At 47.4% G+C, this 22,434-nt stretch carries 25 protein-coding genes; 15 read left to right on the top strand and 10 right to left on the bottom strand.

Going from position 1 to position 22,434, the window contains the following annotated elements; translation table 11 throughout:
- Window positions 1-280: 280 nt before the first annotated feature.
- Complete coding sequence (locus ACHZB8_RS08285) at window positions 281-655, bottom strand: tyrosine-type recombinase/integrase (RefSeq protein ID WP_316859856.1); 375 nt, start codon at window positions 653-655, stop codon at window positions 281-283.
- A gap of 509 nt (window positions 656-1,164) precedes the next feature.
- On the opposite strand from ACHZB8_RS08285, the gene ACHZB8_RS08280 reads away from it, so the two are divergent.
- The 4 genes from ACHZB8_RS08280 to ACHZB8_RS08265 all read left to right on the top strand — a co-directional run bounded on the left by ACHZB8_RS08280 (window position 1,165) and on the right by ACHZB8_RS08265 (window position 4,595).
- Entirely contained in the window at window positions 1,165-1,803 is a 639-nt protein-coding gene (locus ACHZB8_RS08280) for a hypothetical protein (RefSeq protein WP_316859779.1), read from the top strand.
- A 252-nt stretch (window positions 1,804-2,055) separates the two neighbouring features.
- Window positions 2,056-2,496: a hypothetical protein gene (locus tag ACHZB8_RS08275; RefSeq protein WP_316859778.1), complete on the top strand. Its 441-nt coding sequence runs from the start codon at window positions 2,056-2,058 to the stop codon at window positions 2,494-2,496.
- Between the two features lie 97 nt (window positions 2,497-2,593).
- The gene (locus tag ACHZB8_RS08270; RefSeq protein ID WP_316859777.1) at window positions 2,594-3,460 is read left to right on the top strand and encodes a hypothetical protein; all 867 of its coding nucleotides are present in this window, start codon (window positions 2,594-2,596) and stop codon (window positions 3,458-3,460) included.
- Window position 3,461: 1 nt separating this feature from the next.
- On the top strand, window positions 3,462-4,595 hold the full coding sequence (locus tag ACHZB8_RS08265) for a DHHA1 domain-containing protein (RefSeq protein ID WP_316859776.1): 1,134 nt from the start codon (window positions 3,462-3,464) through the stop codon (window positions 4,593-4,595).
- Here the strand turns inward: ACHZB8_RS08265 and ACHZB8_RS08260 are convergent.
- Entirely contained in the window at window positions 4,584-5,045 is a 462-nt protein-coding gene (locus ACHZB8_RS08260; RefSeq protein ID WP_316859775.1) for an invasion associated locus B family protein, read from the bottom strand. The two genes, ACHZB8_RS08265 and ACHZB8_RS08260, sit on opposite strands and share 12 nt — an antisense overlap.
- A 71-nt stretch (window positions 5,046-5,116) precedes the next feature.
- Between ACHZB8_RS08260 and ACHZB8_RS08255 the strand changes: the two genes are divergently transcribed.
- The 8 genes from ACHZB8_RS08255 to ACHZB8_RS08220 all read left to right on the top strand — a co-directional run bounded on the left by ACHZB8_RS08255 (window position 5,117) and on the right by ACHZB8_RS08220 (window position 14,094).
- Window positions 5,117-6,778, top strand: a complete 1,662-nt coding sequence (locus ACHZB8_RS08255) for a ShlB/FhaC/HecB family hemolysin secretion/activation protein (protein WP_316859774.1) — start codon at window positions 5,117-5,119, stop codon at window positions 6,776-6,778.
- Window positions 6,779-6,791: 13 nt separating this feature from the next.
- A complete protein-coding gene (locus ACHZB8_RS08250; RefSeq protein ID WP_316859773.1) occupies window positions 6,792-9,254 on the top strand; it encodes a filamentous hemagglutinin N-terminal domain-containing protein in 2,463 nt (820 codons plus the stop codon).
- Window positions 9,248-9,571: a hypothetical protein gene (locus ACHZB8_RS08245; RefSeq protein ID WP_316859772.1), complete on the top strand. Its 324-nt coding sequence runs from the start codon at window positions 9,248-9,250 to the stop codon at window positions 9,569-9,571. The genes ACHZB8_RS08250 and ACHZB8_RS08245 overlap by 7 nt, the downstream gene beginning before the upstream one ends.
- A 349-nt stretch (window positions 9,572-9,920) precedes the next feature.
- Entirely contained in the window at window positions 9,921-10,199 is a 279-nt protein-coding gene (locus tag ACHZB8_RS08240) for a recombinase family protein (protein WP_316859771.1), read from the top strand.
- 1,155 nt (window positions 10,200-11,354) lie between these two features.
- A complete protein-coding gene (locus tag ACHZB8_RS08235; protein WP_316859770.1) occupies window positions 11,355-12,227 on the top strand; it encodes a phage integrase N-terminal domain-containing protein in 873 nt (290 codons plus the stop codon).
- 20 nt (window positions 12,228-12,247) lie between these two features.
- The gene (locus ACHZB8_RS08230; RefSeq protein ID WP_316859769.1) at window positions 12,248-12,580 is read left to right on the top strand and encodes a hypothetical protein; all 333 of its coding nucleotides are present in this window, start codon (window positions 12,248-12,250) and stop codon (window positions 12,578-12,580) included.
- 103 nt (window positions 12,581-12,683) lie between these two features.
- Window positions 12,684-13,013: a hypothetical protein gene (locus ACHZB8_RS08225; protein ID WP_316859768.1), complete on the top strand. Its 330-nt coding sequence runs from the start codon at window positions 12,684-12,686 to the stop codon at window positions 13,011-13,013.
- Complete coding sequence (locus ACHZB8_RS08220; RefSeq protein ID WP_316859767.1) at window positions 13,003-14,094, top strand: hypothetical protein; 1,092 nt, start codon at window positions 13,003-13,005, stop codon at window positions 14,092-14,094. The genes ACHZB8_RS08225 and ACHZB8_RS08220 overlap by 11 nt, the downstream gene beginning before the upstream one ends.
- 20 nt (window positions 14,095-14,114) lie before the next feature.
- Here the strand turns inward: ACHZB8_RS08220 and ACHZB8_RS08215 are convergent, their stop codons facing one another.
- Window positions 14,115-14,645, bottom strand: a complete 531-nt coding sequence (locus tag ACHZB8_RS08215) for an antirestriction protein ArdA (protein ID WP_316859766.1) — start codon at window positions 14,643-14,645, stop codon at window positions 14,115-14,117.
- Window positions 14,642-14,851 carry a hypothetical protein gene (locus ACHZB8_RS08210; protein ID WP_316859765.1) on the bottom strand — a complete coding sequence of 70 codons (210 nt, stop codon included), beginning with the start codon at window positions 14,849-14,851 and terminating at the stop codon, window positions 14,642-14,644. Before ACHZB8_RS08210 ends, ACHZB8_RS08215 begins: the two co-directional genes overlap by 4 nt.
- 604 nt (window positions 14,852-15,455) lie before the next feature.
- On the opposite strand from ACHZB8_RS08210, the gene ACHZB8_RS08205 reads away from it, so the two are divergent.
- The 3 genes from ACHZB8_RS08205 (at window position 15,456) to ACHZB8_RS08195 (ending at window position 18,593) form a co-directional block, all read left to right on the top strand.
- Entirely contained in the window at window positions 15,456-15,641 is a 186-nt protein-coding gene (locus ACHZB8_RS08205; protein ID WP_316859764.1) for a hypothetical protein, read from the top strand.
- 430 nt (window positions 15,642-16,071) lie between these two features.
- Entirely contained in the window at window positions 16,072-17,643 is a 1,572-nt protein-coding gene (locus tag ACHZB8_RS08200) for a type IV secretory system conjugative DNA transfer family protein (RefSeq protein WP_316859763.1), read from the top strand.
- A 35-nt stretch (window positions 17,644-17,678) separates the two neighbouring features.
- On the top strand, window positions 17,679-18,593 hold the full coding sequence (locus ACHZB8_RS08195; RefSeq protein WP_316859762.1) for a M48 family metalloprotease: 915 nt from the start codon (window positions 17,679-17,681) through the stop codon (window positions 18,591-18,593).
- On the opposite strand, the gene ACHZB8_RS08190 is transcribed toward ACHZB8_RS08195, so the two are convergent.
- The 6 genes from ACHZB8_RS08190 to ACHZB8_RS08165 form a co-directional block, all read right to left on the bottom strand.
- Window positions 18,550-19,290 (bottom strand): hypothetical protein, encoded by a 741-nt coding sequence (locus tag ACHZB8_RS08190; RefSeq protein WP_316859761.1) that lies wholly within the window; start codon window positions 19,288-19,290, stop codon window positions 18,550-18,552. The two genes, ACHZB8_RS08195 and ACHZB8_RS08190, sit on opposite strands and share 44 nt — an antisense overlap.
- Window positions 19,271-19,750: a hypothetical protein gene (locus ACHZB8_RS08185; RefSeq protein WP_316859760.1), complete on the bottom strand. Its 480-nt coding sequence runs from the start codon at window positions 19,748-19,750 to the stop codon at window positions 19,271-19,273. Before ACHZB8_RS08185 ends, ACHZB8_RS08190 begins: the two co-directional genes overlap by 20 nt.
- Window positions 19,751-19,818: 68 nt before the next feature.
- Window positions 19,819-20,328, bottom strand: coding sequence for a hypothetical protein (locus ACHZB8_RS08180; RefSeq protein ID WP_316859759.1), 510 nt, complete (start codon window positions 20,326-20,328; stop codon window positions 19,819-19,821).
- Between the two features lie 154 nt (window positions 20,329-20,482).
- Window positions 20,483-20,734 carry a hypothetical protein gene (locus ACHZB8_RS08175; RefSeq protein WP_316859758.1) on the bottom strand — a complete coding sequence of 84 codons (252 nt, stop codon included), beginning with the start codon at window positions 20,732-20,734 and terminating at the stop codon, window positions 20,483-20,485.
- A 64-nt stretch (window positions 20,735-20,798) separates the two neighbouring features.
- Window positions 20,799-21,002, bottom strand: coding sequence for a hypothetical protein (locus ACHZB8_RS08170; protein WP_316859757.1), 204 nt, complete (start codon window positions 21,000-21,002; stop codon window positions 20,799-20,801).
- A 46-nt stretch (window positions 21,003-21,048) separates the two neighbouring features.
- Window positions 21,049-22,362, bottom strand: coding sequence for a MobA/MobL family protein (locus ACHZB8_RS08165; RefSeq protein ID WP_316859756.1), 1,314 nt, complete (start codon window positions 22,360-22,362; stop codon window positions 21,049-21,051).
- Between the last annotated feature and the right edge of the window lie 72 nt (window positions 22,363-22,434).

Here is a 22,434-nt window from a genome sequence, read left to right as displayed (position 1 = left end):
TTGTTTGTTAAATATACATTTGGCATCTCGTGTAACTTTCGTGTGAACGGAAATATTGAGACGCTGCAGATAAAAATGCAAGTATAAATTGTAGTCAAGTGCGGAAATTCCGCAGCTACATTAGCTTTTACTGCAATCTGAAAATTTTACAGAAATGGCACCTTTTGCGTCTACGGATCAAGAGGTTGAGGGTTCGAATCCTTCCGAGTGCGCCATTAAAATCAATATCTTACTTAGTTCTCCTTACTCCCCAGAAACTCGTGTAACAGTGGTGTAAATGCTAATTCTTCCGGCCACTCCCCTCAAGCATTCGATCTTCAAACTGCCACATGCGTGCTGCAATGAGACGTTCTTCGGGACCAACGGCTTCGGTGTAGATGGCTGTGGTTGAGAGTGAAGCATGGCCAAGCCAGCGCTGTACTAGGTTGATCGAAACGCCTGACTGTATTGCGTGAATCGCGAAACCGTGTCGAAGACCTTTAGGCGTTGCGTGTACGCCTGAAATACCTGCTCTCTGCATAATTTTTTTGATTTCGCGCCAAGCCTGTACCCGATGCCACGGCCACAGCTGCGTTTTAATAATTGAGTTATCCAAAGCTGAAAGCCCATGAATATCAATAATTGCGGCCATTATAACCGGAGAAATCGGTACCATCGCGAACAATGATAGCGCCGCGCTTTTTGAGTGAGCGGATGGCAATAATTCCTTGGACAGGTTGCAGAGATGCAGGGGTGAGTTCCAAAGCTTCAGAGATGCGGCAGCCTGTACAAGCAAGAGTGAGAGCTAGGCTTTTTGCGAACGGTTTGGCCTCATAGGCCGCTTGAAAGGAAACGCTGCCGTTCTTCGGTGTTGAGATATTTACGAGCGCCTGTACGCGTATAGAGGCTCATTGTTTGCCGGATTTTTGGCGCTTTTTGCGATGTCACCTGCCCTTAGGGTTGCCCATTGGTCTCAGTTCAACTGTCACAAATGAGCAACAGAATTATCAATTCTGTTTCGCAGATGAAATGCCTGCGAAAGCAACGTGCTAACCGCCGACAAAGTTTTAGTTACCGCTTCCCACACGCTCTGACAAGTCCAATTTCCTTATGAATCATAGTATCTGTACAGAATTGATAATTCTGTTTCGTGTTATTCTATCTCAAGTCCATGGATTAACGAACATGAATATCTTGAAAACAAGTGTGTGCACCGCTTGTATTCTTGCGACATCTATCGCTGTGACCTGTGCAGAGGATTTGTCGTTTACCGACCGAATTGAGCAAGGTTGGTATATTAGCACTGGCCTGAGCCCAACGGTCATGGGGCTCTATCCCGATAACGGCGATATGGCTGATGCAATTAGCAATACTTTTTACGGTATTGAGGGCTCGGTTGAGGTGTGTAAGGCTGGTGTAGGCTCTGCAGATTGGTTGGATGTTTGCGGTGGTGGTACCGGATTTATTAGCCTTGGTGATGCCACAAAAGCCTCTTCCGTTGCTGGCGTGTCGACGAACAGTAAATCGAGCATGACGTCATTCGGTGGGTATGTTAAAGCGAGAGCGCATGCTGGAAATTTTGTTATTGCGCCGTATGGTGGCGTGCGCCAAATTAACTTGGATGTCGATGTAACAGTCCCCGCAGCATCAACATCCGTAAATGCATCAGAAGATATCACTGCCGCGTTTGGTGGTGCTGAATTGGGGGTGAATTTATTTAAAGAACGGGCAACTCTGGCCCTTAAAGCCGAAGCAGGGCGCACAATTAGCGGCACGAAAGGCACTTATGCCTCGGTTGGTCCTGTGTTACGGATTAGTTTCTGAGCTTGCGAACTTGATCTAATATGAAAGGCCGCCCGGTGGGCGGCTTTTTTATATTACAAATAGATATAAAAAAGATTTGATTGAGAGTTAAGAAAAATAAATAGTTCCTTCTAACAAATCAAAATCTGAAAACGTAAAAAAGGCAAAAGCAATTTCAGATTGTCCATAGATCCATCTAACTCTTGTCTGTTTGAGAAATCGAATTATAGTTAAGTTTCAATCAGAGTTTATTCTTGATTTAGGAGGCCCTTAATGGGTGTTAGTCGGTATTTTGCGGTTGGTACACGTCCGCCCAGAAATTCTTCTAGCTTGGCAATTCTTCTTTCTAAATCAATTCATCGAATTGTGATGGAGCGAAATGAAGATGGAACTTGGGGCGGGCCAGATTCTCTAGATCAATTCATTTGTACTAATCATGTTGTGATGACGCTTATGGCTGCAGGGTTGCAGCCAACTTCTGAGTTGCTAAAACCTGCTTTAGAGTATTTGGCTGACTTAAATACAAAACGATTAACTACTTTTTTTTGGCGAAGTGGCCCTCTTTTAAATGTTGCTCAATACGAGAATATTGTTAATCATGACATAGAATATCTATTTAGTAAAAAAGAGAGAGCCGGAGGTAATCCAGATTATCCAGCACTTTTCTTTTTGCTAAAACTTCTGAGATTTAAGGAAGGGGGGGGGAGAGTCTGAGAGAATTGATGAAACTGTGAAGTGGATTCTTTCGGAATGGAGTAGTTCAAGTTGTTGGTATGGCAAAACTTCTATTACCTCAATGGGGTTGTCTTTGATGGCCGACATGAAAGAGCTACCAACAGAAATCTTCGAAAGATCTGTTGAATTTTTAAAAAAATCTTATGGAATTTGTAATGATGGACGTTCTGGCTTCAGTAATAACATCATAGATGATGCATTTACAATATATAATATATATGAACGATTTGATGTATTGAACAAATTAATATCAAATGAAGTATTTTCCCTTCTGGATGAGTGTCTTAATCATATTATTCGTCTACAAGATAATGGATACTGGTATTCCGAGCCTCCATTCGGAGGTTCTGTAGATTCCCCTGAATATGCTTCTGCAGTAATAGTTCGGGCAGCAATTGCTAGGAATATCGCAAAGATTAGGAGTTTTGAATTTGATCTTGCACTAGCGTTAGCAGACACTGGACTAAACTCGCTTCAGCGGAAAAATGATATGACCTCTAGGATCGAATCCTTCTGGGGACCTCTGGAGTTAAATGATTTAGGATATTGTTTCATAGCTATGCCATTTGATCGGCGAAGAGATGAGATTTATAATGACTATGTAAAAAAGCCTATTGAAAGAAAACTGAAGCTTAAATGTCTAAGAGTCGATGAAATTTGTAAATCTACGCAAATACCAAATGATATATTTAACATGATAAAAGACAGTAGTGTTGTAATCTCAGATGTTAGTGATAGGAACTCGAATGTTTTTTACGAGCTAGGTATGGCGCACGTTATGGGAAAGCCGTGCGTTATAATTGTTGAAGACAAGAAGGATGTTCCTTTTGATGTCGCAAGTATAAGGTATATCGAGTATGGAAATACTCCAGGATCTTGGAAAAAACTGTCTGAAGACATTGTGAAATTTGTCGAAAACAGTATAGGTATCGAGAAGTCATAGAATGCATGATTTTGATCATTTAGACAGAATAGAAATTTTAGAATACCTCGATAGCTTGACTGTTTCTGGTGCCTGTGTTGCGTTTCATGGTGATGCTGATGGTTGTATTGCTGCTGCTTTGTTAGAAACGATACTCAAGGAAAATATTGCTGATTTTTACTGTGTTTCTAGCGAAGAACTCAATTTAGAAACGCTTATTGATTGGTTTGAAAATCAAAAGGTTTCAAATTTAATAACACTGGATATAAATGTTGGGAGTAGTAAAGGAGCTTTACAGAAACTTTGTGGAATAGTTAAAGGTACAGTTTTAGTTATAGATGACCATTTGGGTGACGTTGGACGACCGCCAGATAATTGTAGAATTATTCAGTTGTTGCCAGATAGGGATGCGCAAGAAACGAGGAATCAGATTCGTCCAGCAGTTTATTTCTGTGATTTTCTATCTCAAGCACCTAGTAAAGAAAGGTCTGGAATGCAGGCTTTTCTTGCTTTAGCAGGCCTTTTTGGTGAAGGGGTAACTCATCTGTTTGACATTGCATCGTTTCATGCAAACCAAAGAGTGAAGAATTTAGCAAGAGAATTTGGTAGAGGAATAACTGCATTTTGTCTTTTAAATTCAACTAGCATAGCTGCAGAAAGTTTTGTTCGATCCATTGTCCAGTTGGTCAAAGAAGAAGAAGGTGGAGAAAGTATTCAAGCTGCGTCGGAGAGAGTCAGACAGTCAAAGTTGTTTGAAGTTTTGCGAAACAGTTCAAAAGAAATTAGCTGTGTTGTGCAGGATCAAGTTGGAAAATCAAAACATGATTGTTTGTGGATCGCTGCAAAGGACTATAATGTTTATAAAATTTATTTAGATACAAAGTATAATGTTGTAAATCTTGTTGCTTCAGAAGCTAGAAATCAAATCGGAGAAGGGGTCGTGGTTTCTATTCAGATTAAAGAAGACAATACAGCAATAGAATTGAGACGAGCCAGAAATATAAATTCTCCAAATTTAGTGGAGCTACTACAGCATCTAAAAAGCGAGTATTTCGTTGCACGAGGTGGTCATCCAATGGCAGCTGGGGCAACAATAAAAAAGGAATATACAGAAAATGTATTGGAAGACCTAAGGTTGGAAATTTTAAAGACCTGAAAGTCCAGCAGTTACTCCCTTGAGAGAAACTATAGATATAACGTTTTGTGCAGTACCATCTTGATAAATAATTTGGGCACTTATTCCCTTTTTCCAAGCATTGAGAATTGCTCCATCAAACGGAATAGCGACAAAGCACCCTTGAACTGTACAGGTGTTGAACTTTCCCATAAATGGCTTGCCACCATCAACGTTGATCCTCATGCCATAGGGCAGGTTCAGTCCAAGTGGCGTAACCAGAAGTAGAAAAATTCTCTTGTTTTTTCTAACAATGTTGACTTTCAATTTTGCTTTCTTAGAAACGCTCTGCAACACAACCTGTTCGAGATGGCAGTTTTGCTCATTACATATTTTTTGCCAATCGCCGATTATTTCAGTTGTTGTGCCCGCGCCCGCTATTCTCGAATATCCAAGCAAACTAGCAAATAATACCCAGCCAAAACGTCGCAATTGATAATTCCCCTATAGGTTGCTATTAGGTTCTTGTTAATGTTTTCTGGTGTTCATAATGGAGCAGGCTATTGCTGCGCCTTTCTTTATTGCCGATTGTACTTATTCCTTCAATTGCTTTTGCTCAGACTATCCCAAGTAGTGAGGAAGCCGGGCGTATAGAGCAACGCTTTGCGTTGCCGTCTACGCCACAATCTCAAGCCCCTTCTCCACGTTTTGTGCTCCGTTCTACCGAAGCACCAGCAAACGCCGCTCAAGTGCGCTTGAATGTGCGCCAGGTATTGGTTGAGGGAAGCACGGTTTATGATGCGGCAGATTTTACAGACCTAACCAGTACAGTTGTCGGCCAAGTCAGCTTGCAGCAGATCTACGATCTGGCCGCAAAGCTTACAGCCCAATACGGCAATGACGGCTATGTTCTGTCCCGTGTGATTGTGCCTCCGCAATCACTTGATCCAGGTGGGGCAACTATTCGTCTCAAGGTCATTGAAGGCTATATTGATCAGGTGCGATGGCCAGCCGGAATTGAGGGCTATCGGGATCTATTTAGCAGCTATGGCGCGAAGATTACCGCAGCCCGTCCGATCAACATTAAAACCATTGAACGCTATTTGCTTCTGGCCGGGGATCTTCCCGGCCTTGATTTTAAGTCGACGATGGAGCCATCCAAAACCAATACCGGAGCCTCAACCCTAGTGGTTGAGATGACCGAGAAAAAACTTGATGCCAGCGCCAGCGTTGATAATCGCGGAACTGAAGGCCGTGGGCCTTATCAATACACCTTAACCGGCACCGCCAACAACGTGTTGAAGCAACATGAAGCCCTCAGTGTCACCTATGCCGGGTCTTTTGAGTTCGAAGAGCTGCAATATGTGTCCGGCACATACAGCCAGGTGCTCAATAGCGAAGGGCTAACCTTCAGCTTCAGTGGCAGCTATAGCGCCGGGGAACCTGGCACTTCAGCTCTTCAAGCCATCCAATTTGAAACCGAGAGCATCGCGTTTCAGGGAGGGTTGGCATTTCCGGTGATCCGAACGCGGGAACGAAATCTCACGGTTTCCGCTCTGGCCTTTATGAAGAACTCATTCAGTGACAGCCTGGGATCTCGTCTAAGTGAAGACCGGCTGCGTGGCTTGCGGGTTGGTGGTAGCTTCGATCAATATGATCAGTTCAAAGGCGTCACCCAATTCTCCGGAACCTTCAGCCAGGGCATTGAAGGACTGGGCAGTACGAAGAACAGCAATAGCTTAGCGTCCCGTTCAGCAGGGCGCGTTGATTTTACCAAATTTGAAGGCAGTATTGCCCGTTATCAAAGCCTGCCCAAAGGATTTTCCTTAGTGGCCAGAATTGACGGGCAATATGCCTTAACCCCGCTGCTGTCCGCTGAAGAGTTTACCTATGGCGGCAGCAATTATGGCCGCGCTTTTGATTCATCGGTATTGGCTGGGGATCACGGTATCAAGCTTAGCGCCGAGTTGCGCTATGACCCGCAGATCCCAAACAATCCGTTTTCCAAAACCCAACTTTATTCATTTGTCGATTATGGCGCTGTGTGGCGGCGCAAGCCTGCCACGGGCACGGCCAAACATGATCAGGCCAGTTCAGCCGGTGCCGGTATTTGCTTGGGTTTCAAAGATCATCTGACCGCCAGTTTGGAAGGCTCCCACCGGCTTAGTGGCACGGTTGGGGATGATGATTGGCAGGCTTATTTCAGCCTAACGGCCAGCTATTGAGGGAGCAGAGATCATGAAACCATCAACACTCACTCTCCCAAAAATCCTGTTCGCAACCACTGCCCTTACCAGTGCGGTGTTACTTGTTACCCCTGCCTGGTCAAATCCGCTCGGTGAGAATGTGGTCGAAGGATCGGCTACCGTGTCTCGCCCTTCTGCGACCAAAACAGAGATCAATCAAAGCAGCGATAAGGCCATTATTGAATGGAACAGCTTTGATATCCGCGAGGGAGAATGGACGCAGTTCATTCAACCGAACGCCAGCTCTGTCACGCTCAACCGTGTTACCGGCGGCGACCCCAGCCAAATTATGGGGCAGCTAACCGCCAACGGCACGGTAATGCTGGTCAATCCTGATGGCATTCTGTTTGGCAAAAACTCCAAGATTGATGTAGGCGGCCTGATTGCCACCACCCATGATATCGAGAACAGCGATTTTATGGCGGGGCGGTACAATTTTACAAAGTCCGGCAACCCATCGGCATCCATCATCAATGAAGGTACTATCACCGTCAAAGACAGTGGTGTTGCGGCCTTTGTGGCTCCTGGGGTGCGCAACAGTGGGGTGATCACTGCCAAGCTGGGACAGGTCAGCTTATCATCCGCCAATAGCTTCACGCTGGATCTGTATGGCGATGAGCTAATCAAGCTGAAGGTCGATGATGAAATTGTCGATCAGGTGATTGACCTGGCTACAGGCCAGCCTATGAGTGCTTTGGTCGATAACCAGGGACGTATTACTGCCGATGGCGGCAGAGTGGCGCTGACTGCTGCAACGGCTCGTTATGTGGTTGATAACGTCATTAATAATGATGGGATCATTGAAGCTAAAAGCGTGGGTACTCAAAACGGGCAGATCGTATTGCAGGCCCAAACGGCTGCGACCAAAACAGCACAGGCCCCGGAGCAGAATGTTCGAGTTTCAGGAAAACTGGATGCATCTGGTACTGATGCAGGGCAGACTGGTGGTGAGATTAAAATACTGGGAGAGATTTTGGGTCTGACCAACGTCACTGTAACCACTGATGGAGATGCCGGAGGCGGCATTATTTTAGTGGGTGGTGACTATATGGGAGGTGATCCAGATGAGAATATCGTGGCTCGGTATGGGATCGCTCTTGAGGATCAGGATATTCCGACAGCAACCAATCTGACTGTTGATGAGGGCTCAACCCTTAGCGCGTCTGCTATCACCGCTGGTGACGGTGGAAAAATCGTTAATTGGTCAGACAACATAACCACTTTTAATGGCACAATCCTCGCTAAAGGCGGCTCCCAAAGCGGTGATGGTGGCTTTGTTGAAGTGTCGGGCAAAAAAGAAGTGTTCTTTGACAATATCAACGCTGATTTAACAGCTCCGAACGGGCTAAGCGGGACGATTTTGTTTGATCCAGAGTATTCAGAAATCAATGCAAAAGAGGCGTCCGCCTTGGTTAGTTTGCTAAATGATGGCACTAACGCGATTAACTATGCTGATTCAATCGTTGTGAACTCAGACATTATTAAGAGCTCCGGCTGGGATATGGTGTCATTGATTTTGGCTGCGAAAGATAGTTTGACGATTTCTTCAGGAGTTGTCATTGGATCAAACAGTGGTCGACTTAATGTTGGGTTTGCAGTAGATGCAGACAGAGGACAGGGTTCTAGTGATATAGTTGAGTATTATACTAATCCAACTACCAATGTAGTTACTGTTACTACTCGGGCGCAAGATGAAATTTTTTCTAGCTCATGGGAATTGGCTCAAGGTCTCTACAATTACGTAATCGACTATATTTCAGACAATAGAACTGGATTTTCTAAGAATTTGGGCGAGTTAGTTACTCAATTGTTAGAAGAGGGGTATATCTCTAAAGAACAATATGAAGAGTTTATGCCTGGGTTCGTGGAAATCGAATCTGGAGCAAAAATTTATACAAATGGTGGTTCTGTTGAGTTCGGGGATAATACTGCTAATTCAATCGTTAATCTCGTCAAGATAATGTCAGATGAAACTGAATCTTACTATATCGTGATCGAAGGTGATGGAGACCCAAATTCGCAATATTCTGAATTTGTGAGCGCAGGTTCTGTACCAGACAGTTCTATTGTTGCTGAAGAAGAGTCCGAAGAATTAGATTTTGTGGCCGATGATGTAAATTATACTCTAGACATAAATTATATAGATTATTTTTTTGAGAAATTTAAAACATATTCAATTATTTACAATTTGGTTGACGTTATTTCAGAAAAAAATAGTAATAACGGAAGAACGTTAGATGCAGATAAAGTGAAAGATGGTATTAATAACTTGTTTGAGGCATTTGACACCGGCGATGATTATGATTTTGTAGGATTTAAAAAAGCTTTGAAAAAAATATTTGGTAAGTGGGCATCGATAGCAGCTGAAAACTATAAAAATACAGAAGATGCTGTTGATGACAAATTGGATGTAGAGAAATTAAAAGAACGAGAATCGAGAAAGTACGGATGGTAAAATATTTACTTTTGTTTCTATTTTTCTCAACTATGGCTTTTTCTGAGGAACGGGAAAAGTTAAATGCTGATCAGATAGATCTGTTTGGCTGTCAAATGGTAGAAATATGGTTGTATGGAAATTATTTAAATGAGCACGATGATATAGCAAATCTTATTTCTAAATATGAAAATGGCGTTGAGTACATGTTTGAAAAATCTAGAGAAAATTGTTTGAAAGAAATGAACGTTGACAAAAGTAAATTTGATGAAAATTTATTTAAAGATGAAATATTAAAAGCTTTTCAAAAAGGATTTCCTAATGTTTTTGAAAATTAGTTTGCGTAAAATTTTTTGGCAGTAAAACTAGTAATACTAATTTAATATCGGTAGTATGGAAAATAGTATTATATTTTAGGAAAAAATAGGGTTTTAGATGCTGTTCTAGATGCGATTTCTGCTGCTACAAGTGAAGATATAACTTCGTCAGGTATGGAATTTGGAGGATTCACATTTCAATCGCAACCACGAAGTCTTCCGCGAATACTTCGAATGTAAATCTTTCTAGTGCTGTATTGAAGATTGTTTTTCAAAACTCATGACTTTCGGGACACATCCCCTGCCCCATAAAATTCAATAAATTACGTGTCCCGTTTATCCGTCCCGAAAATCGGGCTATAATTCGGGCATGAAAATCGGATACGCTCGCGTCAGCACTCAGGCGCAAAACCTCGACCGCCAACTTGTAGCCCTGAAGGCTGAAGGGTGCGACCTCATTTATGAGGAGAAGGCCAGCGGTAAAGACGTTCAGAACCGCCCTCAACTGGCCAAGGCCATTTCTGCTCTTCAGGAAGATGATGTGGTAATCCCCCCATTTTTAATGGGGTTCAGCCGTAGAATTTACGCTGATGCAGTAAAACGCAATGAAGCATTGAGGAGGCTTGGATGGTCAGATTTAATAAATTAATTTTGCTTTTTGTAATAAGCAATTGTATTGCGAGTTTAGCTTTTGGAGAAGATGCAATGAAATTATTGGCTGACAAAACGGTGAAGAATAAATTGCGTATAATAAGCGTGATGTTAAAGACTATATAAATAGTAGTCAGATACAAACTGATTGTGTAGTCGCTTTTTATAAAGAGGCCTCATTAAATGTTGAGATTGGTGAAATAAATTTTGAAAAAGCAGTAGAAAAATCTGCGAAGTGGTGTACCGAATACGAAGGTAAGATTGCGCCTGAGAATATAAATGTTATAAATGATGTTTACGAGGATTACTTGAAGGACTTTTCAGAAATATTTTGGGAAAATAAACTTCAGGAAAAAGGGGCTAAGTCTCGTTGAACGTATGATTGAGCAAAAATTAATATGTAAATAAGGGAACCAAATAAATCCAAAAGCATAGCGTATTGGATGGCCAAAGGCTATCGCTATGGGGCTAGGGGAGTGGCCAACATCCCCTGTGGCCAGCTGGCCACGGTAAGTGTCTTGCTGCTGTCACTAACGAAAATCATTGGCCTCTTAGGCGGCCTAGCCGGATGTAAAACTCGGAAAGTCTGCCGTGTTGGGGGGACACGGTAGAGCGCAGTTATGGGGGGTAACTGTGCCGGTTTTACAAACGGGTGATCTTTGATGTTGACGATTGGGGGGATCAAGCAACAGCAAAGATGAAAATAGTTTTCGGTAGTGACAGCAGCGACTTTCCCATTACAGCCTTTGGTTTCAGCGCCTTTGGGCGCGTGCCCCATACGTGCCAGCCGAGCATTGCAATTCCTGAAATACAACTTATACTTGTATTTTTCTGAATATTGTGCCATGATGCAGTCAGTATGGAATAAGCCCTGCTATAAACCTATCTTTCAGAACGTTTGACCAGAAAGGAGAACCATTATGCCGATCCCTTTGATAGGCTGCACTTAGATAGCAGCCACCATGTAGTGCGTATGACCCACGGCCCCAACGCCTACCGCCCATTGCGGCACGATGATCACCCAGCCCTGAGAGGGGCTTTTTTTGTGCCTAAATTCAAGACGCAAAGGAGATAAACCAGACATCAGGTTCTTGCCGCCCTCTGGGCGGACTGAGTTGTGCCACGGCCAACCAGTAACCATCAACACTAACCAATGAAAGCACCAACCGTGAACGATCTCGCCCATGCCTTGGGCCAGTTGTGCCGTCGCAACCGAGATGGCTCCCACGCCACTCAGGCGAACCGACTGCGCGGGCTTCAGGCCATGGCAGGAGATCTATACGCGTTGGGCTACAAAATGCCGAAGGCCACTTCCATCAAGCCAAAACATGTGACGGCGCTGGTGGACCATTGGCAAGGGCAAGGCCTGAGCCAAGCTACCCTTAAAAACCGCCTCGGCTGGATTCGGTGGTGGGCGGAGAAGGTCAATAAGGCCTCGGTCGTGCCACGCGACAATGCCACCCTTGGCATTGCATCACGTGCAACCAATGCGGAGAGCAACCGTTCTTGGGACCTACCCAGCACGCTAGTGCTCGCAGATCCATATATGCAGACCTCGTTGGAGCTGATCGCAGCCTTTGGGCTGCGGATCGAAGAGGCGTTGAAGCTCAGACCTCAGCAAGCAGACCAAGGCCATTGCCTCAAACTCAATGGCTCGTGGACCAAGGGAGGACGGCCTCGTGAGGTGCCGATCCGCACCGACGCGCAACGCCAGTTGCTCCACCGCGCTACAGCGCTGGTGGGCCAAGGGGCGATGATTCCTGCAGGGAAGAGCTATATCCAGCACCGGAAGGCGTTTGAACATCAAACGCTCAAACAAGGGTTGAGCAATTTACATGGCCTGCGCCATGCTTACGCGCAAGCACGCTATTACGAATTAACGGGCTGGCACAGCCCACGGCACGGCGGACCCAACCGCCGCGCGATGACCCGGCCCCAACGACGTTTGGACTATCAGGCGCGCCTGATCATTTCTCAGGAGTTAGGCCATAATCGCACCAGCATTACGAAAATCTATTTAGGCTAAGAGGAGGGGCAAGCGAGTTGATGAATGCGAAGAACGCACTGCGGTTGTCTCAGGAGACTAGCGAGCAATTGGCGGCATCCTACTTCAATTGGGAAACTGTCAATGAAGCGATAATGCAGGCAACCTCATTGGGTAAAGATTATGTGCGAATTTTTCAGCAGGTACCGATCAATCTGAGCGGTACGCAAGCAGCACGTGATCTTACGCGACAGCTTAGCCATTTAGACTATCAGTGGTTTTGGGATGAAGCCGTTCAAGGAGAAAAGTACGAAAAGCGCGAAACCGCGAGGTTCGAGCGCTATTGCGAATTGGTCATCTACTGGAAGAGTGAATGGTATTCAGGCTATTTTTAGGCTGGCATCATCACAACCAGCTCTGGAACAATTCAACACCACTTCCTATCTCTTTAGCAATGGATTGCACTTGGGGTAAATGCCGTGAAGGGAAGGTTTTCAGATGGAAATTCGGATTGAAGGCCAGTTTAGTAAGGCCGAAGTTGATGAACTGCGCACCGAAATGATTGGGGCGCTCATCAGTCTTGATACTGGGTTTGATAGCGACCGAGTGCTCAAGATACTAGGAGAATTGACTGAAGCGCAAATTTCAAGTTTCAAGAGTTTCTTGCTCCGGCTATTGGGGGCAAAAACGATCAAAACTCTTGTCATCACCAAAGGTGAGGACAAGATTGAAATTGAGAATGTCGATCCGAATGACCTAAATACCGTTGTGATCGCCATTCAGAAGATGTCCACTTCATTGAAACAGGACGACAAAGATGCAGATTGAGGATATTGCTCACTTGGTAAGTGGGCAAGAGTTCGACAACCTGCATCGGGTCAGCGAGATTACCCTTGAGGGTGTTGAGCTTGAAACAGTGCGTCATATCTATCAGGTGATGCACAACAGCAAAGGCGACACGTATAAAGTAAGGGATTTTGGCGACCAGTTTGTAATCTTCAGTAATGCATATATGACCTCGTTTCTCACCAACCTTGCTCTGATTGCAATGGTTGATTCTCGCGAAATCAATCGCGATTTCGGTGTTTCAAATGCGAAATTGGCGCGAGGTTTAGCAAAAAAGTTTTTTGCTGAGCAGTTATTTGTGCATCAAGACACACGCATGGCCCGGGTGTTGTTCTTAGAGACGCTGATTGAGTACGACAAATATTTGCGTGAAATCATTGCCTTCCGGACTCGGATGCCCGAGTTAGAACACTCCACCGATACGTTTGCCTCATTAGTTACCGATTTCATGCACAACCATGAACTCGGACACGTGTTTAGCCGTGAAAAGCAGTTCGTTGCGTATATGCAAGCAGCCCGCAAACTGCTTACTGAGCAATCCGAATTTGCAACAATCTACCCAGATGGCAATGAGACGCTGGAGGAAGAAGTAGCCGCAGACATCTTCGGACTAATAACGGTACTGGGGGCTTATAGAAACCGGATCTCGGGCTTGCGATTGAAAGAGTATTTAAAGTTCATGTTCGAGACTGCAACCCGTTTGCAAGTGCTGTTTGTACTTGCGGACGATATCCATGCATTGAACCAAAATCCTGATCATCCTCGAACCGAGTTGGATGCAAAGCTTTCTGTCTGGCAATTGAGGGAGTGGGCCGTTATGGAGTTTCTGCGTCGTTATGAGTTTGGCGAGGGCAGTATTATTCCTGTCGAAAAAGATGACTTGCTTTCGTTGAATATTGAACTTAGCGGTATTGCCGACATCAGTACCTCTGATCTTGCTGAACCGGAGAATGAAAGCAGCAGGATGCTTGCCGAGTTAATTGCGCAAGGGTTCGAAGAAAATGCAGGATTTGACTGTGTCATTGAAGGTACGAGGGGGATACGGATACTGCATCGTCCGTAAGAGAAGGGGTATTCGGCTCATTAATGGCCGAATACCAGAACATCACCCTGATCGGTTTCCAGAACACCGAAATCTCCGTTGATGCGCATGTCGCGTGCGAACGCTTCATAGTCAATGTAGTATTCAAGCTGGGACGGTACGTCATAGCATTCTGAGATGATTTCCTCGGCATAGTCCTCAGCCCGGCCGTGATAGAGCCAGATATCACGCATTCTGGACAGAATATCCGCGATGTCATAGCCATTCTCAGCTAGATAAACCGCTTTGAGATAGTCATCTTCATCTGCCTCAATGTCCGCAAAGTTTTCAAACCATGTGGCCAACGTAGCCTGATTGATCGCAAGCTCGTTAAACAGCCGATAGTTGTCACCATTGATGAACTGGATTTCATATTCTTCTACGGGTTGGCCATAATGGTCTGTATGTCCATTAGCTTTGACCGAATAATCTTCCATACTCGTGAAATAGAACCCGACGGCATCAATGTTGTAAGGCTGGGCAAAATAAACGGAGCCATTGTCGGCTCCGTTTGCAGTTAAATAGGAAGTCATTTGGCGGCCTCCTGTTTGCGTCCCGCTTTGCGGATGATGGTTTTACCGTCAACCAGTGGGGTATAGTTGATTGCAAGGTTCAGTCCTGCTCCATCTTGATGGGCCCAGCCAACTCCGATTTTGTTCCAGCGCGCTTTGTCTCCATCTCCCACTACATGAAAGACTTCGTGGGTTGGTGCTTTGTCGTGTTTGGTATCTGATGCCATGATTGGCTCTCCTGTTTTGGTTGGCGGCCACCCCGTGTGGCCGGTCGGAAATTTTCTCGTTCAGGCCTAGTCCCGGCGTGCAATGGTTTTCTCGGGAGACCGCTTGCGGCGGAAGGCCATTGCAGGACGGGCGGACTGAACGATTTTCCGACCCTTTCCGGCCACAGGGGACCTCTCACCCAGGAGAGCCCACTCCTTGCCCAGACCAAACACGACAGGGCCCAAGTAGGAGTTTCAAGGAGAGGGGATGAATGCCGTTGGGATCAACTGTTTCGCTGGGCCATCATAGCGGCTGGCTGGGCTTTGAACCCTGCATGACCTTTGATGATGGGGCTGTCGCCGCAGGAAACGTGCTGCCGGAATAAATGAGCTGTCAGACAGAACGAAACCGCAACCCCTGTTCAGGAGCTTGCTCAACCATGTTCCGCATACGGGGAGGGGAAGTATTGTCGCTCAGCCCCTGCGGGCTTCCCTGACAAGAAAGAGCAATCCCGTTCGGGATTTTTTAAGGGTCGGAGCCGTTCGGCTTCTAGGACTGTCAGCTGGCTCATGAACCAGCTTCCATAAGTGAACAACTTCAATCCCGTTTTAAAGGAAAAATCTGATGTTCACTTTGGACACTATTGCCAATGCCGTTTGGGCCGTTAATTTCGTATTTTTTGGCCTGATGGCTCTGGGACTGTTGGTGCAAACCGTCATGTTCGTTGGTGGTTTTTGCTACGGCTTTGCACATTCAATGCGTGAACATATTAAGTTCATGCGCAAGGTCGAGTTTCGGAGCGACTGCTAAAGTCGATGGGGCAGAATATTTCTGCCCTTTTTTGTTGGAGGTGTTTTTCAGTATTAGCCAGTTGGCACGGCGTGGGGTGCAGGGGGTATCCCCCTGCCGCGCTTCCGTTGTTTGTGGGCTCTCTAAGAGTCCTGCAAACACGGTAATGTTGCTGGGACCGAGGACGTGTTCATCTGAACATGTACAGGTCGGGCAACATGTAAGTGCGCTTTTAACGGGTTTGAGAACCAATATCCGCCATTCTTACAGGTTGAAAACAGGACAAACTGCACGTCAGCTCTTCTTTTTTGTGGCGGGTTGGCTATAGTTTGAAGGCGAAATAGACCAGTTTTCGGGGGCATTATGGGCAACAATCCGTTTGATCCAACCGATAGCTTTGGCACGATGATTAAAAGCGCTAAGGCCGGGATAGCTATAGGCAACAGCGCTGGTGCTTGGATGTTTAAGCGGCGGGCTGGAGGCTGAGGGCTATGATCCGATCACCATTGCTAATGCGGTTACTGCCTATAAGGCTGGTAACAAAGAACAGGCCGAAGCCATTGTCCATGCAGCCAACCACGCCCAAGCCGCGCTGAAGAAGAAACAAGAGCTCATTGAGAACCCGCCTGCCATTCATGGGGATGCCCATTTTGCCTCACAGGCCGAACTCGATACCGCAGGGCTGGTTGGGGCCGGGGGCGATACGGTGGGCAGTCTGTTTTTCGGGCACCATGAAGAAACAGGCGAACCGCTGTATTGGAATGGTGAAAGCCATCTGCTGACCCTTGCGCCAACCCGCACAGGTAAAAGTACGGTACAAATTATTCCGAACCTGTTGCGTTACAAAGGCTCAGCGGTGGTGCTGGACCCGAAGGGCGAACTGGCAGAAGCCACGGCAAAGTGGCGCAAGGAGAATGTCGGCCCCATTTTCAAAATCAATCCGTTCGCGGTGCCTAGTTTGGGCACAGGTAGCAACAGCTTTAATCCGCTGGATATGGTCAAGGATGATCGCTCTGCCCGTGAAATGGCGGAAATGCTCTATCCCCGTTCGGAGGATTCAAAACAGCGCTTTTTTGATAATGAGGCCATTGGTTTTTTGGCCGGAGTGATTGAGTATTTCGCGCTGTATAAGGATGGCAAAGATCGCTCGATTGGCACCATGCGCGATATTACCGCCAATATCGACGGCGCATTCTGGCAGTTGCTGCGGGAAATGAAAGCCAACGACATGCCTGCCAGTATTCGCAATGCGGCCCGTAATGTAGAGTCTAAAAGCGAGGATGGGCGTTCGCGGATGCTGGATAGTATCAATCAATATATGCAGATGTGGGATACCCAAGCGCTGCGAGACGTCACCTCAAAATCTGATTTTACGTTCACCAGTCTCAAGGATCGACCTGCGACGGTTTATTTGGTGTTGCCATTTAACGATCTAGCGCCGTACTCCACCTTCGTGCAAATTGTGTTTGCGGCAGCGCTGAACGCGATGCTGGATAACCGCATCAAGCCGGAAATTCCGGTGTTGTTCGTGCTGGATGAGTTCTTGGCGTTAGATCGTTCAGACAAGTTTGTCGATGCCTTGCGCACCCATGCCAGTGCTGGGGTGCGCCTGTGGTTCTTTTTGCAGGATCTGGCCACGCTCAGGCACCGTTATCCTGAAAATTGGCAATCCTTCCTGCAAGTGGAAGTTAAAACGTTCTTTGGTACGGATGATAAGGAAACCGCCGCCTACATCTCTGAGTATCTAGGGTTCAAAACAGAAGCAGTAGCCGATCCCACCAGCGGCACCACGTCGATCGGTGGCAGCGCAACGTCCTATACCATTGATGAAAAGTATTCCTATCAGAAGATTGCGTTGATGACGCCGGATCAGGTGGAACGCTATATGGCGTCCTTTGATCTGAGCAAGCCCCGCAGAGGGCTGGTGTTCTTCCGGGGTGGATTGCGAGCCAAGGCTAAGTTGACCCCGTGGCATTTGGATCGCGCGGTGAAGGATCGGTGTGGCCTCGAATGGAAAAGCTAGCAGAACTGCCCGACGTTGAGCTTGATCCGGCTCGGTTGCACAATCCCATCACCACCACAGTCAGCATTCTCATTCTTGGCGCTATTGTGGGCATGATAATCGGAGTCTTTTTCTTCCTACTTGGAGCCTTGTTTGCGACCACAGGCCCGCTGGCATTCTTGTTGTTTCCAGGTATTTTTGCGCAAGCGGCAGTCATGATTTCCATCGGTATTGTCGCCATTCCTATTTGGGCCATTATCGGCGGTTGGTTCTTTGCCAATGTTGCTGCTGGTGGATCGGGTACGATGGCTGGCGCAATGGGGGTCCGGTTGTTGGAACCAGATCACGATATTGTCCAGCGCGTGCATAGCATGTGCGGTCAGTTGGACCTCCCACCCATCAAGTATGTTGGCTTTTTCGAAAGCGATGACATCAATGCCTTTGCCTGCGGGACATCAAAGGAGAATGCGTTGGTGGCCTTTTCGCGGGGCAGTATTGCTAAGCTGACGGGCGAACAGTTTATGGCCGTCATGGCCCATGAGCTGGCGCATGTGGCCAATCGGGACATGCATCGCATGACGATGGCCTATGGTATCCAAACGGCGCTGACGTGGTTCCTGATCTTCAGGAAACTGAAGTTTATTGCACGCTGGGTGTTCAGTTTTATTTCAGAGGTTGAAATTTTGCGCCTGTCGCGCAAACGGGAATTTTATGCGGATGCGGTGGGGGCTGTGCTGGTCAGCCCAGCCGATATGATCGGAGCGCTCCAGGCGATTATGGATGATCACGCCAAACCGGCCAAGCAACAAAAGCGTTTTGCTAATCTCATGTTCCGCGCTGAGGCAAACGGCTTGTTTCGCACCCATCCGCCATTGCCACGCCGGATTGAAGCGCTTGAGAACCGAGAGTATATCTATCGGCTACCGATTAGGTTTCCAGTTGCGGCACCGGAGCTTGCACCTGCTGACTAGCTTCGGCTTTGGCCCAATCTGCTCGATTCTGGCGCTCTTTATGGAGGGTCACAAAGGCCATGAGGAACGGATAGAAAATCAGCGCGCTAAATAGCAGTTCAATGGGATTGGCAGATGATAGGCGCTCGAAAACTGAGCGTTGCCGGGGCTGGCTATAGAATGGCTGAAAGAGCTGCTGTTGGTAGCTGTTGCGCCGCTGATAGGCCAATTGTCGTTGACGCTGTTGCTGGGCCAGTTGTTGTTTTCTACGGCGTTCTTGTGCAGCCTTGGCGCGCTTGGCCTCAAGGTGCTTTTGCTCCTGCTTTTGCTGCCAGTTCGGGGAATGCTTGTAGCTGAGCTTGCTTTTGTCAAAAACCCAATCTGAACAGCCTTGGTTGGTACATAGCTCGAGCACCTTGGTGTGTTCATGGTATTTATCGATGACGCGGGCGCTGGAAGCGGCAACGCCATTGAGTGCAATGAGGTTGTCCGTTTTATAACCTTTATTGGCAAAGTGTTGAATGATGTAGAATGGGCAGGTGCTGGCCCCGCAATAGTGGCTACCGCCGAGTTTGACCAAATAGTCTTTGGAGCTGCTGTTCAGGTCGATATCAATCTGCTTAATTGAACTGAGCTTTGGTGATATCTGCTGCCAGTCTTCGCCCAGCACATCTGTGGCCCAGCGCAGGGTGCCGACTTCAAAGGTTTTCTTCTTCACGACGGTGTGAACAGGTCGTATAGCTCTTGGTTGGGAGTTGGGTGAGGTTGATGCCACATTTGCGCGCTAGGGCTTTGATAGCGGCGCTGGAGCCTTTCAAGGAATAGCCAAAGGCTTTGCTATCCGAGGAGATCCAAGCGGTTGACCCAGCAAGGAGCATATCGACAAAGTCTTTGCTCAGCCGATCCCCGCCTTTGGCAAAGTAAGAAATCTTGTCGCTGTAGTAGCCTACAAAGCGGACACATTGCTTGGGCTGGTCGTCAACCGTCACCCCGCGATAGAACTTGTTAGGAGCCGTGCCACCTGTCGCAGCAATCACGGTACGCAACCCACCTTCCAAACAGGTGAGGCCAAAGCAGTCGATATTGGCGTGGCTATCGTTGCAGACGAGGGCGGTATTCTTGAAGGCTTTGCTGAGCTCCCACTCCTGGCCGGGGGTAGGCGGTATCCGTTCCAGCATCTTACTCTCATTAGCAGAAGCTGGAACGGGCGATGCCGCTTGCACTGGCGGTTCGGTTTGTGGTTCTGTCACCTTTGGCTTGGTTGCGGGCGCGGCAGTGATTTGAACTGCTCGTGTTTGGCCAGGTCCTTATTGGAAAGGTTAGCGAGGCGATTTTTGCAGGTTTTCAAAGTGGCTTTGATCGCTTTTGATGAGCCGCTTAGTGGCACGGTCATCATCCGTTTGCCATCAATTCTGATCTCGACGCTGTTCTTACGTGATAAGTGCTCTAAAAACCTGCGGTCAAACCCTAAGCCAATATAGAAGCGCATGCCTTGATCGTCTTTGGCATGGTGGCGAAAGGAAATAGTAGACTGGTCATCAAAGACGTAAGAGACGGTATGCTGACCGCTGCCCCACTTCTGCTTGTTCACTTGGAAGCTGACATGAAGAGGTCCACCTAGACAATTGACTAAAATGCGATTTGTAACACCATTACCCTGAGCAAATGCCCCGGCAACATCTTTATGATAAAGCCATTTCGCTTCGGCAGATTGAGTGATTAGTAGCGTTAGGCAAACAGCCAGAAGGCGGAGCATACGAAAGCCCTCCAAACAGAAATGGTAGCTAGCAGGCGAATACAGCCACTATGCAACCTAGAAGGCGATCTGGCAATCAGGGATAGTTGACGTGGGGAATTGCACCAGCACAAAGAGGGCGCTTAACGCCAATTTGTCGCTAAGGGGTGCCTTGCTACGCAAGCAGGTCTGGTGACATCCCAACGCGGTCGCAAAACTGTTTGATCATTTTAGCGGTCTCTTCTGCGCCATAGCCAAAATAATAGCTTTGCAGCGCTTCTTTGAGGACCACATCGGCAAAGGCATCAATATGCACGCCTTTGGCTTTAAGCCCGTTGGTAAACTGCTGGTATTGCTCAAAGGCTTTGCCGCATTCAATAGTCCATTCTTGATCTGATAGCCGATATTTGGCGCTTGGTTGTTTCAAATAAGTACCCAGTATTTTGTTCTGGGAAAATTATTTGACCAATTGACGTTTGCGTCAACAAAATTCAGCGATCCCAGATATCCTCTTGCTCTCGCTCGCGGTACTGGCGCTCCAACTCGGCCTTGCGGAGCTGCTCGTCCTGAAGCTTGAGCTGTTCGATTTTGTCCTTATGGATTTGCTCACGGGCCAGATTGTAGATGCTTTGGTCATTTTCATAGCGGGCGACTTCGGCAGCTTGTTCCAATTGGTGCCGTTCGCTGTCGGTCAACTGATCTTCAGCGCGGGACAGGCGACCTAAATGCTCCCAGCGTTCATCATTGGGGCATTTGTTCTAACCGATGATGATGGGCATCGATCCTCTCTTGGAGGATTTCATCACGGACGCGGTTTTCAGCCGCATCTGAATGGAGGCGTGCCTCGGCTATGCGCTGGCGTTCGCTCGCTGTGTAATTGAGCACGCGGTCTCGCTGCTTTTGCATTGTCTCGTGATATTGAGCATCCAGATCAGCAGGATCAATTTTTTGCTCTTGCGCTTTAATCTCGCTCACACGCTCCTGAATAATCTGCTGCTCGGTGAGTTCCAGTTTTTCCGGCTCATCCCGTTGGACGTCATCCAACCACATTTGCTCTTCGCGGGACATCGGCAGGGAGCGGGCCTTGCGCTCCAAAATCTCCTGCTCGTCCAGTTGTTGTTGGTGGTCGTTCTCTGCGGGTTCGCCCCACACCTGCTCATGCTCAGCGTCTTGCTGGTGATCCCGGTCTTGATCCTGCTTTTGCCAGTACTCGGCAAGTTCTGCTCGTTCTTCCTCGCTCATGTCCTGACTGGGAGTACGGAACTGCGGCGGCCAATCCTCCCGTTCCGTGAGGAGAGGGTAATCACGTTTGTCATAGAAGGTGGGGCGTTTGGCCATATCTGATTGCTCCTGTCTTAGCACCTGGGGCTGGGGTTCTTGAATGCGGGGCTGTTTGCCACGATGGCGGGTTGGCGGACGGGCTATCCCGCGCGCTTTCAAACTGCGGTGATCCAGGCGTACGCTTGAGCCTGCGGCTTTGAGAAACTTGTTACAGACCGTCGCCCAAGCTTCACGCACGTCATAAATGAAGCGCTTTGCATTGAGTTCAGTGAGTTTATGGCTAGTAAAGCCATCGCCTGATAGTGGACGTGTTGGCAACAAGATATGGCAATGGGGGTTATGTCCGGTGCCGTTGTCATGGATGGAATAGTCAACGACTAATCCCTTGGCGACATACGGGGCCACAAACTCTTCGATCAGGCTTTGCCAGTGCGCTTTAGCTACCCCACGCGGAAGCGCGACTTCAATAGTTTTGGCGACGCGCGCATCTTTACGGTTCTCAGCGGCCTCCACGCGGTTCCAGAACGCCTCCCGGTCGGTGGCCCAGGCTGGTGCACCCTCTCGTGCAAGGATGCCTGAGAGCACGATATCTGACTGTTTACGGGTATAGCGGTGGGTCTTGCCTGTTAGTTGATCTTTGAGGCGGGCGCGGGTGTTATAGGCTGCCGCTGCCACGGAACTATGCCCTTTTTTGCGAGAGATATTATCCGCATGGCAGTGAATGCTTTCCCAAGTGACATTCGGTTCGTCGGATGTTGAGCTATTCCCAGACATAACATAGCGCGAGTTTGAGGGTGACTAGCGAAAGTTCGCCCTATCAACTGTTGATTGTCAAGCCTGGTTGCT

The organism is uncultured Cohaesibacter sp. (assembly GCF_963556055.3).
Taxonomy (GTDB): Bacteria; Pseudomonadota; Alphaproteobacteria; order Rhizobiales; family Cohaesibacteraceae; genus Cohaesibacter.
This window is presented reverse-complemented; position numbering and strand designations above follow the sequence as displayed.